This window comes from Paenibacillus sp. FW104-T2 (genome assembly GCF_058789975.1).
This window is the reverse complement of record NZ_JBYTCE010000010.1, coordinates 16569-31279: the sequence shown is the minus strand read 5'-3', so window position 1 is coordinate 31279 and position 14711 is coordinate 16569. Positions and strand designations below refer to the sequence as shown.

At 47.7% G+C, this 14711-nt stretch carries 18 protein-coding genes; 2 read left to right on the top strand and 16 right to left on the bottom strand.

Annotated elements, in window-relative coordinates:
* Positions 1-74 precede the first annotated feature (74 nt).
* The 4 genes from AC3WQ3_RS14240 to AC3WQ3_RS14225 all read right to left on the bottom strand — a co-directional run bounded on the left by AC3WQ3_RS14240 (position 75) and on the right by AC3WQ3_RS14225 (position 4262).
* Complete coding sequence (locus tag AC3WQ3_RS14240) at positions 75-1742, bottom strand: spore germination protein (RefSeq protein WP_492472585.1); 1668 nt, start codon at positions 1740-1742, stop codon at positions 75-77.
* 26 nt (positions 1743-1768) lie between these two features.
* Entirely contained in the window at positions 1769-2197 is a 429-nt protein-coding gene (locus tag AC3WQ3_RS14235) for a stage V sporulation protein AB (RefSeq protein ID WP_164764228.1), read from the bottom strand.
* Positions 2178-2834 carry a stage V sporulation protein AA gene (locus AC3WQ3_RS14230; RefSeq protein ID WP_492472584.1) on the bottom strand — a complete coding sequence of 219 codons (657 nt, stop codon included), beginning with the start codon at positions 2832-2834 and terminating at the stop codon, positions 2178-2180. Before AC3WQ3_RS14230 ends, AC3WQ3_RS14235 begins: the two co-directional genes overlap by 20 nt.
* A 516-nt stretch (positions 2835-3350) precedes the next feature.
* Entirely contained in the window at positions 3351-4262 is a 912-nt protein-coding gene (locus AC3WQ3_RS14225; protein WP_492472583.1) for a helix-turn-helix domain-containing protein, read from the bottom strand.
* 108 nt (positions 4263-4370) lie between these two features.
* Here AC3WQ3_RS14225 and AC3WQ3_RS14220 point away from each other — a divergent pair, with 108 nt between their 5' ends.
* Positions 4371-5318 carry an EamA family transporter gene (locus tag AC3WQ3_RS14220; protein WP_492472582.1) on the top strand — a complete coding sequence of 316 codons (948 nt, stop codon included), beginning with the start codon at positions 4371-4373 and terminating at the stop codon, positions 5316-5318.
* A 73-nt stretch (positions 5319-5391) separates the two neighbouring features.
* On the opposite strand, the gene sigF is transcribed toward AC3WQ3_RS14220, so the two are convergent.
* The 12 genes from sigF to AC3WQ3_RS14160 form a co-directional block, all read right to left on the bottom strand.
* Positions 5392-6147, bottom strand: a complete 756-nt coding sequence (gene sigF / locus AC3WQ3_RS14215) for an RNA polymerase sporulation sigma factor SigF (RefSeq protein ID WP_127537957.1) — start codon at positions 6145-6147, stop codon at positions 5392-5394.
* Positions 6148-6158: 11 nt separating this feature from the next.
* Entirely contained in the window at positions 6159-6614 is a 456-nt protein-coding gene (gene spoIIAB / locus AC3WQ3_RS14210; RefSeq protein WP_095290499.1) for an anti-sigma F factor, read from the bottom strand.
* Entirely contained in the window at positions 6611-6964 is a 354-nt protein-coding gene (gene spoIIAA / locus AC3WQ3_RS14205) for an anti-sigma F factor antagonist (protein WP_036663380.1), read from the bottom strand. The genes spoIIAB and spoIIAA overlap by 4 nt, the downstream gene beginning before the upstream one ends.
* Before the next feature lie 143 nt (positions 6965-7107).
* Positions 7108-8229: a D-alanyl-D-alanine carboxypeptidase family protein gene (locus AC3WQ3_RS14200; protein ID WP_261780046.1), complete on the bottom strand. Its 1122-nt coding sequence runs from the start codon at positions 8227-8229 to the stop codon at positions 7108-7110.
* A 254-nt stretch (positions 8230-8483) separates the two neighbouring features.
* A complete protein-coding gene (locus AC3WQ3_RS14195) occupies positions 8484-8705 on the bottom strand; it encodes a hypothetical protein (RefSeq protein ID WP_154895559.1) in 222 nt (73 codons plus the stop codon).
* Positions 8706-8889: 184 nt separating this feature from the next.
* Positions 8890-9714 (bottom strand): purine-nucleoside phosphorylase, encoded by an 825-nt coding sequence (locus AC3WQ3_RS14190; protein ID WP_095359253.1) that lies wholly within the window; start codon positions 9712-9714, stop codon positions 8890-8892.
* 182 nt (positions 9715-9896) lie between these two features.
* Complete coding sequence (locus AC3WQ3_RS14185; protein WP_127537953.1) at positions 9897-10787, bottom strand: tyrosine recombinase; 891 nt, start codon at positions 10785-10787, stop codon at positions 9897-9899.
* A gap of 74 nt (positions 10788-10861) precedes the next feature.
* Entirely contained in the window at positions 10862-11104 is a 243-nt protein-coding gene (locus AC3WQ3_RS14180; RefSeq protein WP_127537952.1) for a DUF4227 family protein, read from the bottom strand.
* Between the two features lie 166 nt (positions 11105-11270).
* A complete protein-coding gene (gene fur, locus AC3WQ3_RS14175) occupies positions 11271-11738 on the bottom strand; it encodes a ferric iron uptake transcriptional regulator (protein ID WP_024630961.1) in 468 nt (155 codons plus the stop codon).
* Between the two features lie 108 nt (positions 11739-11846).
* The gene (gene spoIIM / locus AC3WQ3_RS14170) at positions 11847-12476 is read right to left on the bottom strand and encodes a stage II sporulation protein M (protein WP_127537951.1); all 630 of its coding nucleotides are present in this window, start codon (positions 12474-12476) and stop codon (positions 11847-11849) included.
* A gap of 133 nt (positions 12477-12609) precedes the next feature.
* A complete protein-coding gene (locus AC3WQ3_RS14165; RefSeq protein ID WP_261780029.1) occupies positions 12610-13827 on the bottom strand; it encodes an endonuclease Q family protein in 1218 nt (405 codons plus the stop codon).
* Positions 13827-14411: an NUDIX domain-containing protein gene (locus AC3WQ3_RS14160; protein WP_095290485.1), complete on the bottom strand. Its 585-nt coding sequence runs from the start codon at positions 14409-14411 to the stop codon at positions 13827-13829. Before AC3WQ3_RS14160 ends, AC3WQ3_RS14165 begins: the two co-directional genes overlap by 1 nt.
* A 119-nt stretch (positions 14412-14530) precedes the next feature.
* On the opposite strand from AC3WQ3_RS14160, the gene AC3WQ3_RS14155 reads away from it, so the two are divergent.
* On the top strand, positions 14531-14665 hold the full coding sequence (locus tag AC3WQ3_RS14155; RefSeq protein ID WP_095290484.1) for a Z-ring formation inhibitor MciZ: 135 nt from the start codon (positions 14531-14533) through the stop codon (positions 14663-14665).
* Positions 14666-14711: the final 46 nt, after the last annotated feature.

Here is a 14711-nt window from a genome sequence, read left to right as displayed (position 1 = left end):
CAGCTTCTTCTATTCCAATGATTTTACACCAGTATATCAAATTCGTCAGCGAGAAGAATGGATTTTTAGGCAGATCATTTGTGTTTTTTACTTTTTCGCTTTTCACCGTCCGGATCATCGGGCATTTTGGTGTTATCTCTTGTTTTGTTGAATGATGGACGTTTCTTATTTTCAAGCAGAGGCATACGGAACAGGAAGTTCCCCAGGGCCTTTGCATTAAAAGGTATAAACGGCCATAAGTAAGAGGAATTATAGGATCGGTGTATAGTCAGCGCTATAACAAGCAGTGTTGTACCTACCACAAACCCCGGCACCTTAAAAATGGCAACAGCGATCAGCAGAAACAGCCTCACCAGCCGATTCGCAAGCCCAAGCTCATAGCTTGGTGTCGCAAACATACCGATGGCAGCAATAGCCATGTACAGAACGACCTCATTGACAAAATATCCTGTTTTTACAGCGATATCCCCGACCAATATTGCTGCAATCAAGCCCATTGCCGATGCAAGAGGTGTAGGAGTATGAACTGCCGCCATACGTAACAAATCGACCCCAAGCTCAATTAACAGGAACTGCAAAATGATGGGCAGCTTCACATTCTCTTGTGGACCAATAAAATCCAGTCCCGCTGGTTTGAGCGCAGGATCAATAACCATCAGCATCCATAGCGGCAGCAAAAACAACGAGATTAATATGCCAGCAAAGCGCACCCAACGCAAGTAAGTCCCCATAAACGCAGTCTGTCTGTTCTCTTCTGCATGTTCACACAGATCGAAGAAAGTTGTAGGCAAAATCATCACACTTGGCGATGTATCGACGAAAATGACGACCCTGCCCTCAAGCAGATGAGATGCCGTAACATCAGGCCGTTCCGAGTAGCGCACCAGAGGGAAAGGGTTCCATCCCTTATTGATAATCGCTTCCTCCAGCTGTTTATCTGCTGCCGGTATACCGTCGATATCTACCCGTTTGATTTTTTCGCGGACTGAATCCACCTGCACTTTATCGACGATATCATCGATGTACACCACGCAAACATCGGTTTGAGTTCTCCGGCCCACTTGCATGATCTCGAACTTCAATCCAGGGTCGCGAATCCTGCGTCTCACCAAGGTCACGTTGGTCAGAAGTGTTTCGGTGAAGCCGTCCCTTGACCCCCGGACAACGCGTTCGAGAGAAGGTTCTTCGGGTGAGCGAACCGGATAACTCCGTGTATCCATCACTAATACGGAGCGGTCCCCTTCAACAAATAAAGCACTCATACCCGTAAGAACCTTGTTGATGACAGCACTCATTTTATCGACTTTCTCTACCTGGATATGTGGAATGTAGCAATCGAAATACGACTTAAGCGCATGGCCTGATATTTGATCAGGGGTTAGATAGGTCAGCCTTTTCAACACTTCCAGCAAAATTTCATCTTTTGCAAATCCTGTCAGCATCAATAATCCGACATTTTTGCCTCCAAGGGTCATCTCTCTCATATTGACATCAAAGGACTCCCCGAGGCCCAAAACCTGCTTCAATGTATACTTGTTGTCACTCATGCGAGCGGAGATATCATCCCTGTCCTGCCAGTACTGCACCGATTCTTCAACACTATCGGACATCTCATCCTGCTTCTTTTTTTCGTACGCCCTGCGCTCCTCTTCCTTTTGAATTTCATAGGGCGTCTTGTGTATCAGCTCTTCGGGTACTCCCTCACCTGAACCATGTCCAGCATTGTCAGATCTCACATCCATTTTCTTTCCTCCTTCGATTCCTTGACCTAACGCTGATATACAAAAAAGTCAAACAAGGAACCTGTCATTTTGCCCAAAATCATGGCCAGCAGCAGTCCAAACAAATACGATTTCATGCCCAGACGTTTAGCAAGTACTGGCAGCACATTTAATACCTCGGTCAGTGCAGCGGCAAGCAGGCCGATAAACACACCGCAAAAGCACCCAATTATTGGACTCAGGATCAATATTCCATGTACCTTCCAATGCCAGAAATCAGCAATGGTTCCAACGAGCGACCCTCCGATCAATGCTCCCTCATACCAATGCGTTTTGTCATAAGAACGGGTGAGCTGCGCCAATCTGGGGATCATATCAAGCACGAGAATGAGGGCGATCACGCCGCTTCCTACGGCAACTCCTCCCGCAATCCCAAGTACAATACTGATCGCTCCATTAAGAACGCTCATCGGCATTCATCTCCCCGCGTTCCTGCTCATGCATTCGTTCGATTTCCTCAATGACGACAAACTTGTCTACATTTTGCTGATATAAAAACATTTCCACTTCAAGCGGAGTAGGTTCCTCATTCCACTTTTTCTTGAATAAATGATTAAAGAATACAGCCATACCAAACCCGATTCCGATGGAGTATGCCACCTGAAACAAATAAGGATGCTCGTCCCGGCGACCCGTTATCATTTCCACGATTCGAATCTGAACTTCCTGCATGTTCACATCTGCATGGAAATTCATGATGGTCAGGGCCGATCCAAAGAACAACAGCAGCCAGACCAGGATGAACAGCGATTTGGAAGGTTTGCCCGTGCCCGCAACGACCTCAACCAGCGTATGCCCCGAACCAATGAGTTCGACGGTAACTTCCGGCAGCAGGCGCCGTATCTGAGGGATGATCTGCAAAATGTCAATCAGGATCAGATTGCCGTCCTCCGGTCCCGGGCGCAGCAGTTCAAGCTCAAGCAGCCTTCGTTCCCCATCTTCCGGAGAGGTTAACACATGAGCGATATCACCAAGCTTGACGCCTCTGCCCCTCTGGATGCGGATACGGCTGCGCAGACGAATATAGACCGTTGGAGTGGGTGTCAGAGACATCCGAAACACTCCTTTACTGCGTAATTTAGGTTAGTATTTGAAGAATGTGCAAATTTATTACATTCCGGTTGGAAAAAGGTTCGGTAACCTGCTGACGCTCCGGGATGGATCGGTCACTGGCCGCTGTTCTTCGAATGTTAAAGAATAGAACTGACACGCGGGCACTTCGGCGGCAGACCAACCTTGCGATCGCTGTTGTCTCCAAATTTCCCTTATTAAATTTTCTGTTGTAGAAATTCGGAGTCAAAGGCGAACGCTTCGCTTCTTCAGGTTTATTCTGCCGCCTGCGTTGCTAGTGTAAGCATGAAGTAAACCTCCTGCGCTTCGCTCCCTTGACCGATTCCATCCCTCCGCTGCATGTGTCCCCGCTTTCCAAAAGACTGAAAAAATATGCTGGAGGGTGGGTAGTCGAGAGGAAGACTGTTTTCAATTGATCAACACTTTAAAAGCTAGCCTATTCCACAACAAAAAAGCCGCCATCTGGCGACTGGACTGGATAACCTGGCAGAAAGACGGTTAATCGATTCGTTCCTCTTGTTTCTTCTCGGCGAGCTCTCTTCTGAATCGTAAAGGTGTCTTTTTCATGCTTTTCCGAAACTGGTTAATGTAATAGCTCGTGCTGTTAAAACCGACCTCATACGCGATTTCGGTGATACTGCGGTCGGAGAGCCGCAGAAGTTCAATGCTTTTCTGGATCCGGTAATCCATAACATATTGCATGGGTGTAGTTCGCAGGATTTGCTTAAAATACCGACATGTCTCCGATCGGCTTAACTGTCCCATCCTTGCAATATCCTCCAACCTGACCGGATCGGCATAGTTCAGATGAATCCACTGCAGCATATCCTTCATTCTTCTGCTCCTGGTCATCTCGGATGCATCATGCTCCAACGCATATCCGTTCTTAATGAGAAGCGTCCACATATCCAGCATCGCTGAAGCAACCTTCAATTCGTAATAGGGCGCTTGACTTACAAGCTCCGTTCTAATTAACCTGATGGTCTCCAAAATCAGTGCTCCCCAGGCAATGCCCCCATCTATATAGAGAAAAGGCAAATTGGTAGCCGTTATATAGGGGTGTACATACTTTACGTACAGTTCTGAAGGCGCTGCAAGTTGGGGCGTCAAATTCAGACATAGATAGATGCAGTTATTGTTCCCTCCATGATCTTCGGCCATATGCAGAACTCCACTGTTAATAAAAATACCATCACCTTTGGATACACGAATTATTTGGTCGTTAATATGGAACAACACTGTCCCCTGGAGAACCGCAACAAACTGCAATTCATCATGCCAGTGCAGGGGGATGTGTCCGTGTATATTATTCACAATGGTTGTTTCATAACAGGCAACAGGTAAAGTATCGGTCCGATGCTTCGTCATTTCCTTCAAATTTTGATCAATGATAAATTCAGTCTTTTGCATAAGCCTCATCTCAATATATTTATATTTTTACGTGTAATATTGATATTAATATATCGCATTTCTCCTTAATATAGCACTATTCTTATATTTAAGGTGAGGCGATCAAGAGTGACAACATCTGCAAGTTCCAAGCTATCGGGTTTCCTGCTCGTTCTAACAGGGGCCATCTGCTGGGGGATCGGAGGAACCGTATCCCAAAAACTGTTTCAACTGGATGGTATTGAAGTCAATTTGTATGTAACTGTTCGATTGCTGAGCGCGGGTACCCTGCTTCTGGTTATTCAATCTTTTACACACAGCAGATCTCAGATTATTGATGTATGGAGAAATAAAAAGACAGCTGTACAACTGATCCTATTTGGATTAGCAGGTATGCTCGCCGTTCAGTATACGTATATGGCTTCCATTAAACACGGTAACTCGGCTGTGGCGACTCTGCTTCAGTACCTTTCCCCCATCATGATCATGATTTACATTGCACTGCGGAAGCAGTCTGCACTCACGCGCAAGGACCTTGCATGCGGCATCCTCGCACTCCTGGGCTGTTTTCTACTGCTGACGAATGGCTCGGTTACACAGTTATCTGTCTCCTGGCTTGCGGTGATCTTCGGGTTATTGTCCGGGGTAGCTGCTGCATTCTATACACTTTATGCTGTACAGCTGATTAAGAAATTTGACTCACTTGTTATCGTTGGCTGGGCCATGATTATTGGTGGTCTGGGCCTTAGTTTGATTCACCCGCCATGGAAAGCGAACTTTGCCAGCATCTCTACTGAAACATACGGGTATTTGGTATTTACGATTATCTTCGGGACGATGATTGCTTTTTGGTTCTACATTGCGAGTTTAAAAAGCCTTACACCCAAAGAGACCAGCCTGCTTGGTAGTGCTGAACCTCTGGCTGCCGTTGCTACAACCGTCGTGTGGCTCCATGAACCCTTTGGTTTCTATCAATGGCTGGGTACTGCCTGTATTATCGGGTTGATTCTGGTCATGCAATACAATCGCTCAGGATCATCTAAACGGTTGAACGACAAACAACCTCACTCGCGTTAGATGCGCGACGAAAGGTTGTTAGTTGTCGTATATTGGCGATTCGGCAACCGTGTTGGAGTCCGCACTCCATCATCTACTGCGCGATCTGATCGCGAATCGATTGAAGTATCTTTTTCTCCAGCCGGGAAACCTGAACTTGAGAAATCCCCAGCCTAGTAGCGACCTCCGACTGCGTCTGATCCCTGTAATACCGTAGATAAACGATCAGTCGTTCCCGCTCACTAAGGCCGCCGATCGCTTCATTGAGCGCCAGCTTATCAAACCAGCGTTCCTGAGATTCGTCGGCAATCTGGTCCATCAATGTAATCGGATCCCCGTCGTTCTCAAACACGGTCTCATGAATAGACGTCGGCGGTTTGTTCGCTTCCTGGGCAAAAACAACCTCCTCCGGGGTCACCCCCAGCTGTTCAGCCACTTCCTTGATCGTTGGCAGACGGTCAAGATGTTTGGACAGTTCGTCCCTTTTTTTGCGGACTTTATTCGCCATTTCCTTCAGGGAACGACTAACCTTGAGGGTTCCGTCATCCCGCAGGAAACGTTGAATCTCTCCGATGATCATCGGTACCGCATAGGTAGAGAACTTCACGTCATAACTAAGGTCGAATTTGTCCACCGATTTGAGCAGGCCGATACAACCAATCTGGAACAGATCCTCCGGTTCATATCCCCTGTTCATAAAACGCTGAACGACAGACCAGACTAGTCTGATGTTGCAGTTCACCAGCGTATCCCGTGCGACATGGTCACCCGACTGACTGAGCGCAATCAGCCGTTTGACCTCGGCATCGTCCAAATAGGTCTGTGAAGATGGTTTCACTTCAGCATCCATTAGACCAACCCCTAATTATACATTGCTTTCTTGGATTCAATCCTCTTCTTCATCTTGATGGAGGTGCCTCTGCCGGGCTCGCTGCTGACTTCGAATTCATCCATGAAGTTTTCCATAATGGTGAAGCCCATGCCCGACCGCTCAAGTTCGGGTTTGGATGTATATAGCGGCTGTTTGGCCAGTTCCAGGTCTTCGATTCCTTCTCCGCGATCTTCCACAATAATTGTAATCATGTCTTCGCGAATTTGCGCCTGAATGGACACGACACCCTCGGGATTGTTGTTATACCCGTGGATGATACTGTTCGTCACCGCTTCCGAGACAACCGTCTTCAGATCGCTGAGCTCGTCCATTGTGGGATCAAGTTGGGAGATAAATGCCGCGACAGTCACCCTTGCGAACGATTCGTTCTCCGACTTGGCCGCAAATTGCAAATTCATGAAATTTGTTCCCGTACCTTCACTCATGAGACGACCTCCAGACCCGAGAGAGCTGTTCCCTCATTTTCGTAAATCGGCATGATCTTGAACAAACCCGACATTTCCAGCAAACGATAGACCGGCGGATTAACATCACATACAACCATCTTGCCGCCTTTATTTTTAATGAGTTTGTATCTGCCCAATATAACACCCAGACCCGAACTGTCCATGAATTGAAGATCTTTCAGGCTAAGCACCAGATGTTCACACTGTCTGCGTTGGATGGCCTCATCCATTTGCATTCGAACCATATCGGCTGTATGGTGATCCAGCTCCCCGGATAATCGCACAATCAGAATCCCGCGGTGATGTTCCATTTCCACATGCAAGTTCACGTTTGCTCACTCTCCTCCCAGTCTTGAACAAGGATTTCTACGTTTCCGAAGGCTTTTCCTGCCCCCCGACAAAACTAGAAGAAAACCCCTATTTAACTACAAAATACGTTCAAGGAATGTATGCAGAACGCGCAAATCGGCGTTTAATCAAACAGGTTCGATGTTGTTCGTTTAAACAGCTTCCACCAGCCAGCCTTATTCACATCCTGAGGGGCCTGGATATCGAACTCCTTGATGACCTCGTTTCCTTGGTATACGACAAGCTTACCTACGCTCTGACCAGCCTTGACGGGTGCTTTCACTTCTTTTGCCATTAACAGCTCATGGCGGAACTCATCGGATTTGGCGCCTTTGCGCATCAGCACACTATAATTTTGCGTAGCCGTCAGCGGCAGCTCAGCGACTTCCCCTTTTTCAATTTTAAGACTGCCGAGCTGATCCCCTGCTTTGTACAAAGGTTTCATTGTGTATTGTCCGAACGCATAGTCGAACATCGAAGACACTTCAGCATTTCGAGTTTTCGTATTCGGTTCACCCAGCACTACAGCAACCGTACGCAGTCCGTCCTTCATAGCGGTAGCCGACAAGCAGAATTTGGCTTCTGATGTATAACCCGTTTTCAGACCGTCTGCGCCTGAGTAGAAACGGACCAGTTTATTCGTATTCACCAGCCAGAAGGGCTTTTCCGTATCTTTACGAAGGTAGTCCTGGTATGCTCCCGTGTATTTGGTAATGCCTGAATGTTTCAGCAGTTCACGACTCATCAGCGCAATGTCATGTGCGGAAGAATAATGATTCTCCACTGGCAGTCCGTTACAATTGGCAAAGTGAGTATCTTTCATACCGAGCTCTTTCGCCCGTTCATTCATCAGCTGTACAAAAGCTTCTTCTGATCCGGCAATTTTCTCTGCCATTGCAACAGATGCATCATTACCGGAAGCCATGGCGATTCCTTTTAACATGTCATCAACTGTCATCTCTTCGCCAGGTTCAAGGAAAATCTGTGAACCACCCATGGATGCAGCATATTCACTCGTTCTCACCTTATCCGTCAGCTTCAGCTTGCCGGAATCAATGGCTTCGATCGTCAGCAGCATGGTCATAATCTTTGTAATACTCGCCGGAGGCAGCTGATCATGACTGTTTTTCTCAAAAATAACCGTTCCCGTATCGGCATCCATCAATATGGCAGAACGAGCGGACGGGGCAAGATCTGTCCCTCCTGCCGTTTTGGGTGCTTCCTCCGCCAGCGCTGTTGTCGCCATAAGGGGTAGCAAAATACATAGGGTCATGAACGATGCCATTATTCGTTTCTTCACTAGGGTTAACCTCCTCAAATGACTTGCTTACTGCATGCTCCATGCATGTACTGCTAATCATTGTCGGCGCGTTTTCAGTAAATTATTCCATCCCATGAATGATTTCCCGAACTTTTTCTATTCTCAAACAAATGTACAAAAAAACGTGCCCCTCCTGAAGAGAGAACACGTAAGCTGCCCACTGTTGTGTAGCGAGGGAATCATCCCCCTAAATCCCAGGAATAGATATTCCAGAAGATAAGAAACGAAGTTAATACGACAGATATACGGATGTTCCACTTTGTCGGAGCGGTATAGGTTTGATAAATCATGATCAAAACGATAATGATACTGGCAGCCAAAAACGCAATATTCGTTTTAACAAAGAAAAGCAGCAGCAGCACTCCAATATGTATGACTCCGATAAGACGGTCAATATTCATATCAAACCTCCTTACATCACATATAGATCGTTATAACTCCACTGAATGTTTTTTCCTTAGGCAGAACATTTTCATGTTACTCTTTCTATATTTTCTGAATTTCACTTTTTTGTAAAAAATTAAAAAGACAACCTCTTGAATGATCCCAAGGACCACCATAGGTTGTCTTACTGTAGCTTACGATTTACATTTGCGGAATGACGGCCAGAACAAGCGCAAGGAATGATTCACGAACACGCTCAGTCGTTTCCATGACCTCATCATGGGACAGCGGCTGATCAAGGATTCCAGCTGCCATGTTACTGATGCAGGAAATGCCGAGCACTTCCAGACCAGCATGACGTGCCACAATAACCTCGGATACCGTAGACATCCCCACCGCGTCTGCACCCAGCGTACGCAGCATCACGATCTCAGCAGGTGTCTCATAGTTAGGACCCAGCAAGCCTGCGTATACACCTTCACGCACATTAAAGCCTTGCGAAGCCGCTGTATCTTTCGCCAGTGCGCGCAAACGGCGGCTGTAGGCTTCAGACAGGTCAGGGAAGCGCACGCCCATTGCCGGGTCATTAGGCCCGATCAACGGATTTTTGCCCGTCATATTCAAATGATCCGAGATCAGCATCAGATCGCCCGGCTCGTACGAAGTGTTCACACCGCCGGCCGCGTTGGTTACGAGCAGTGAAGATACACCAAGTTCTTTCATGACACGTACAGGAAACGCTGTGAGCTCGGGGCCATATCCTTCGTACATATGGAACCGGCCTTTCATCATAACAACCGGGCGGCCTTTAATGGTGCCGACCAGCAATTCCCCTTCATGCCCTTCTACCGTGGAGACCGGGAAGTGAGGAATATCCTGATAGGCAATACTTACGCCATCTTCGATAAGATCGGCCAGAATGCCAAGACCCGAACCCAAAATCAAACCGACTTCCGGCTTGATGGAGCTTTTGCTTTGAATGTAAGAAGCAGCTTCCTGAATCATCTGTTGATTTAATGCTGTCATTTCAAATGTTCCCCCTTGAGTTGAAACTTCCGTCTATGTCAGCTAGGTGCATCGTTCAGGTATATTGCTCCTGACCGATGCACTCGCTTATGTATAACGGCGTTTAAATGTGTACAGTTTATTTTATCCTAAATCAGCTATCTGTTCCGCATCAATTATTGAAATTTTAACGTTAAAGCCAATTATTTGGCTCGCGGATGATGAGTTTCATAGATCTCCTTCATCGTTTTGCGGCCATGATTCCCATATTGTTGTCCTGCCTGCTCTACATGGCCCAGCATGTCCTGTACTGCACGAGTATCCGCCCCGCTAGCAATCAGGTGGGCCGCAAAGGAATGGCGCAGCGTGTGCGGTGTAATCTCTTCCGAAATCCCTGCATCCATCGCCGCTTTTTTGAGCAGCTTCCAGAAGCCCTGGCGGGTTAAACGTCTTCCGGACACGTTGACGAACAGGGCCTGCTCGTCCGAGTCTGTTTTGAGCAGGTGGTTACGAAAATCGTTAACATACACACTTGCCCAATGTGCTGCCGGTGCGCCAATCGGCAAAATCCGTTCTTTGCCTGCACCTCCGCATCGAATAAACCGCATGCCAGGTTGAACATCCCGTATATCCAGTGCGATCAATTCCGAGACCCGAATACCGGTAGCATACAAAAGCTCAAGCATGGCACGATCACGCACCCCTTGGGCAGAGCGAGTATCGGGCGAGGCCAGAAGGAGTTCAATTTCATCCACCGTCAATACCTGTGGCGGCGTTTTGTCTGCTTTCGGAGCCTCGACATCAAACGTTGGGTCCTGCAGAATCTCGCCACGACGCATTAAAAAATGAAAATAGGAACGCAAGGATACCACGCTGCGAGCAATGGTCGCATTGGCACGCCCCGCCTGCTTCAGCTTGCCGATAAACAAGATAACATGAGTACGACGCACCTGCCCTGCCTCACGAATACCGTATTCCTTATCTGCAAATTCGATGAACTTGTCCACGTCCCGAAGATACGACTCCAGCGTACTGCTTGACATCCCTTTATCTTCTTCCAAGTATAAGGCATAGGGGTGTATCGTCTGTCTCATGTACAACGCTCCTCATCTGACAGCATTGCCGAACTGGCAACCTGCTTCCGTATTTGCATCCCTGGCTGTCCGGACTACTCCCCATACCAATAAAACAAACGGAGTCTCTCCGCCAGCGTAAGACGTGCTTCTCCATTGCCTGGCCAAACCGTCTCCTGAAAGACTTTGACTGCATTTCCTGTGGGCATCTGATACTGATCCACAGGTGAGATCCAGCCGTTGAACAAATCCAGAACATGATAGAACAGATAAACCAATCCTGCAAAAACTATAATAAATCGTATAAAACGAAGCCCTTGGCGCAGTGAAATAATCATGGGTTGTCCCCCTCCTGGTTTGAATCCCTTCATCTAGAATCAGGGTATGACGACAAACGCAGGAATATGACATTTGAGATGACATCAGAGGTAACCTCACATCATGTACTGGACCAAAAAAGCTCTCCCGTCAAAACCGCCGGTGAGAGCTTGAAGATATGCTATGTTATTCTTCATCTTTGGGCTTCTGGTCATTTTTAGCTTTGCAACGATAACAAATCCCATGAAAATCCAGTCGGTGATCTACTACCGAAAAGTTAAATTCCCGCTCCAGACGCTCTTCAAGCGGTCCAAGCCAGTCTTCACGTATTTCATCCATACTTCCGCATTGAACGCAAATTAAGTGATGATGGTGATGCTTGGATGTATCTCCGCGCAGATCATAACGCGCTACACCGTCGCCGAAGTTGATTTTCTCTACAACATGCAGCTCACTCAGCAGTTCGAGGGTACGGTACACGGTTGCCAGACCGATTTCGGGAGCTTTTTCTTTAACGAGCATGAATACGTCTTCCGCACTCAGATGATCTTCTTCATTCTCAAGAAGTACTCTTACGGTGGCTTCCCGCTGGGGCGTTAATTTATAACCTTGGGACTGTAGTTGCTGCTTAATTTTATCGATCCGTGCTTCCATTTTCTCCCTCCCCCTAGGAAATCACTGCACACTGCAACTTAACCCACTTCTTTCATTATAGGGGGAGTGCGTAATTAAAGTCAACATTTTACACGGTCCGTTACGGCGCTACGCCGGGAGCAGCATTGGCGTTACCCAGCGCATCATCGCAGGTGTTACCCAAGTTTCAAAAGACGCGACGCCTAACAGCAGTCCAGCCATAACCAGTGTCAGCAGCACATAAGAGGCAAACGGCCTTTGTCCACCCGGCGCCCGCTGCATGAGTACACGATTCCGAATGATATATAAGGAAAAGGTCATGGCCGACACACTGCAGATCAGCAATACCGGAATGACGAACAAATTATGCGGCGCGACGGATACCAGGGCAAACAGCAGCCCTTTCCAGGAATACTGTCCGACGAGATATCCAACGGTAAATCCGATCAGCACTCCTTTTAGAAAATCCAAAACCAATATACCCGGCAATCCGATGACGGACAGGCCCAGTATCCAGATAAGTCCAACCCATTTCAGATGTAGTATCGCTATATCCCAATAGGTTCCGGATTCGACGATCTGCCCGCTGTGCTGGACTGTCATGAAAAAATTGCCCAGATAGCCCTCCAGATCCTGACGCTGTTCAAGAGACAGGGCATTAACCATCAAGGCGCCAAAAATGACACCGACCAGAAACAAGACAGCTACAAATACATATAACGAGGTTTGACCTTTGAACGTGAAATAGGAAGAACGCATACAGGAACGGGTCCCCTTTCCGGTTATCATGCTGCAGGATCTCTAAGAAATCCACACAGTCATTCTATGAACCGAAGTACGTGGGTATGACTCCTTGTCCCGATACGCTCCCTATCCTTCCCTTCTACCTGTCTTAGTCCATTTCCTTACCAGAGACCTTGCCATAGGTTCCCCCGCCTCCGGATGACAACTCCAGTCGACCATTTCGAGCAGAAACGATAAGACTGGCCAGAACGGGTCCCACAACACTCGCAAGCTCCTCTTCACTTGTTCTATGAAGGACATTCATTTCGGTGCCAAAGTGTTCCAAAAGCTGACGCAGCTTTGCCTTGCCCAGTCCCGGGATAAACTCAAGCGGTACCTGATAGTGGTACGGTGGCCTGAATTCTGGAACGTGAGGGCTCTCCCGATCTGCAATGGCCAGTATACGATCCAGAACGCCCTGCACCAGCTTCGTACTGCCGCAATAGGGGCAGCGTTCTGCTGACATCGCCTGTTCATCCATGATGCTGCCACAGGCTGCACAATACGTGCGGTGGTATTTGCCAAGCCTCGGGTTCAAGCCGTAATTGGCCTTGATACTTCTTCCAGCCTGCCCCTTCAATGCCATGCTGAATTCTTCAAATGAAGGATGGGCAATCTGCAGCTCATTATACTCGCGTCCGATTTTACCAAGGGAATGTGCATCCGAATTGGTTAGAAAAGGGAGCTGGTCAAGCTCCTGAATGTAGCTGGCCATAGATGAGTCTGAGCTTAATCCTAGCTCCACCGCATCAATCAGGCTTGTATCCAGCACATCTGCCATACGCGGAGCCGTGCTGCCATAGATGCCTTTATGAGGTGTAAAGGCATGTGCGGGCACGATGAGCCCGCCACGGGCTTTTATCTCGGCCTGCATTTCGAGGGATGAGACATATACCCGTTGTGAACTGAGATTCACATTTTTCATATAACGCTGCATCCACTCCGTAAATGACTTCATCGTTGTCAAATCACGAAAGTAGGCCAGCATGTGATATTCTCTCATCTCCGGTTCGCGCAGCTCGATTTCGGTACCGAGAAGAATCGTGGTGTCCTGGTAGGCAATGCCTCCATCCTTCAGCTCGGACATCGTGCCATTCTCAAGCAGCTGCTCGATATCCATCTGTACCACTGGTGAATGGCAGTCTATGACGCCGAGCAGATGAATTCCCTTGCGCTCTGACGCTTCACGAGCAATATTCTCGAAGGTCAGATCCCGGCTGCCACTGATTTTAACAGCTTCACCGCGGGACGTACGCCCAATGTGGATATGCAGGTCTGCGTAACAGGAATCCCACGTGTTAGACGTTGTCTGCTGATCTGCCATCATTAAAACCGCCCTGTTGTTCTGTACAGATCCCATGCGTACACAGCCATCATCGTTTTTGCATCACTGATCCGGTTCTGATCCATGAGCTGATAAGCTTCCTCAAGCGTGATTTCAGATACCTCGAGAAATTCATCTTCATCCAGTGCCATGTCTCCGGCTTCGAGCTCCTCGGCAATATACAAGTGAATGATCTCGTCTGCGAAACCAGGTGATGTATAGAAAGAACGCAGATGACGCAGCGACTTGGCTGCATAGCCGGTTTCTTCTCGTAATTCACGAGCGGCCGCAGCCTCCGGCTCTTCTCCCGGATCAAGTTTGCCTGCAGGTATTTCCACCTCGGTACGCCCCATCGCCTGACGATACTGATCAACCACCAGCATGCGATCCCCATTCAGGGCAAGCACAGCTACGGCCCCGGGGTGACGAATAATCTCACGTGAAGCTGTCTGTCCATTAGGCAGCTTGACCGTATCGACCTGAAGAGAAATGACTTTTCCTTCAAAGATTGGCTTCGTCGAGACTGTTACTTCATCGAGCTTGGGATTAGACGGGTGGTTAGAGCCCGTTTGGTTGGTAGGATTCATATAGGATCAACTCCATTTTTTAAGATTTTATATTCACAATACGTATAATCCCCCGTTTTTTGGCATATCGTGAGCCTATAACCTTTCGAGAAATATAAAACAAATCAGGGGGATATCCAATGAACAGTTATGTGACATCTCAATCGGTACATGTGGTCGGACAAGCAAGGCAAGTCCAGCTTATACTCAAGCAATGGCTGCGTGAATGGGGTCCTGATGCCAAACTAAGTGAACTGATTGCGGGACGAAAGTAATCCTTGTTTACTTTCATTTCTCCCATGAAATATAACATGAATTCAC

Coding starts and splice junctions, on each gene's coding strand:
- AC3WQ3_RS14230 (WP_492472584.1), bottom strand. CDS start 2,834: ATGTCTCTGACACCCACTCCAACGGTCTATATTCGTCTGCGCAGCCGT.
- sigF (WP_127537957.1), bottom strand. CDS start 6,147: ATGGATGCTGAAGTGAAACCATCTTCACAGACCTATTTGGACGATGCC.
- fur (WP_024630961.1), bottom strand. CDS start 11,738: ATGGAAGCACGGATCGATAAAATTAAGCAGCAACTACAGTCCCAAGGT.
- AC3WQ3_RS14180 (WP_127537952.1), bottom strand. CDS start 11,104: ATGATTATTTCACTGCGCCAAGGGCTTCGTTTTATACGATTTATTATA.
- AC3WQ3_RS14225 (WP_492472583.1), bottom strand. CDS start 4,262: ATGCAAAAGACTGAATTTATCATTGATCAAAATTTGAAGGAAATGACG.
- AC3WQ3_RS14200 (WP_261780046.1), bottom strand. CDS start 8,229: ATGGCGACAACAGCGCTGGCGGAGGAAGCACCCAAAACGGCAGGAGGG.
- AC3WQ3_RS14155 (WP_095290484.1), top strand. CDS start 14,531: ATGAACAGTTATGTGACATCTCAATCGGTACATGTGGTCGGACAAGCA.
- spoIIAB (WP_095290499.1), bottom strand. CDS start 6,614: ATGAGTGAAGGTACGGGAACAAATTTCATGAATTTGCAATTTGCGGCC.
- AC3WQ3_RS14240 (WP_492472585.1), bottom strand. CDS start 1,742: ATGGATGTGAGATCTGACAATGCTGGACATGGTTCAGGTGAGGGAGTA.
- spoIIM (WP_127537951.1), bottom strand. CDS start 12,476: ATGCGTTCTTCCTATTTCACGTTCAAAGGTCAAACCTCGTTATATGTA.
- AC3WQ3_RS14160 (WP_095290485.1), bottom strand. CDS start 14,411: ATGAATCCTACCAACCAAACGGGCTCTAACCACCCGTCTAATCCCAAG.
- AC3WQ3_RS14235 (WP_164764228.1), bottom strand. CDS start 2,197: ATGCCGATGAGCGTTCTTAATGGAGCGATCAGTATTGTACTTGGGATT.
- AC3WQ3_RS14165 (WP_261780029.1), bottom strand. CDS start 13,827: ATGATGGCAGATCAGCAGACAACGTCTAACACGTGGGATTCCTGTTAC.
- AC3WQ3_RS14190 (WP_095359253.1), bottom strand. CDS start 9,714: ATGACAGCATTAAATCAACAGATGATTCAGGAAGCTGCTTCTTACATT.
- AC3WQ3_RS14195 (WP_154895559.1), bottom strand. CDS start 8,705: ATGAATATTGACCGTCTTATCGGAGTCATACATATTGGAGTGCTGCTG.
- AC3WQ3_RS14185 (WP_127537953.1), bottom strand. CDS start 10,787: ATGAGACAGACGATACACCCCTATGCCTTATACTTGGAAGAAGATAAA.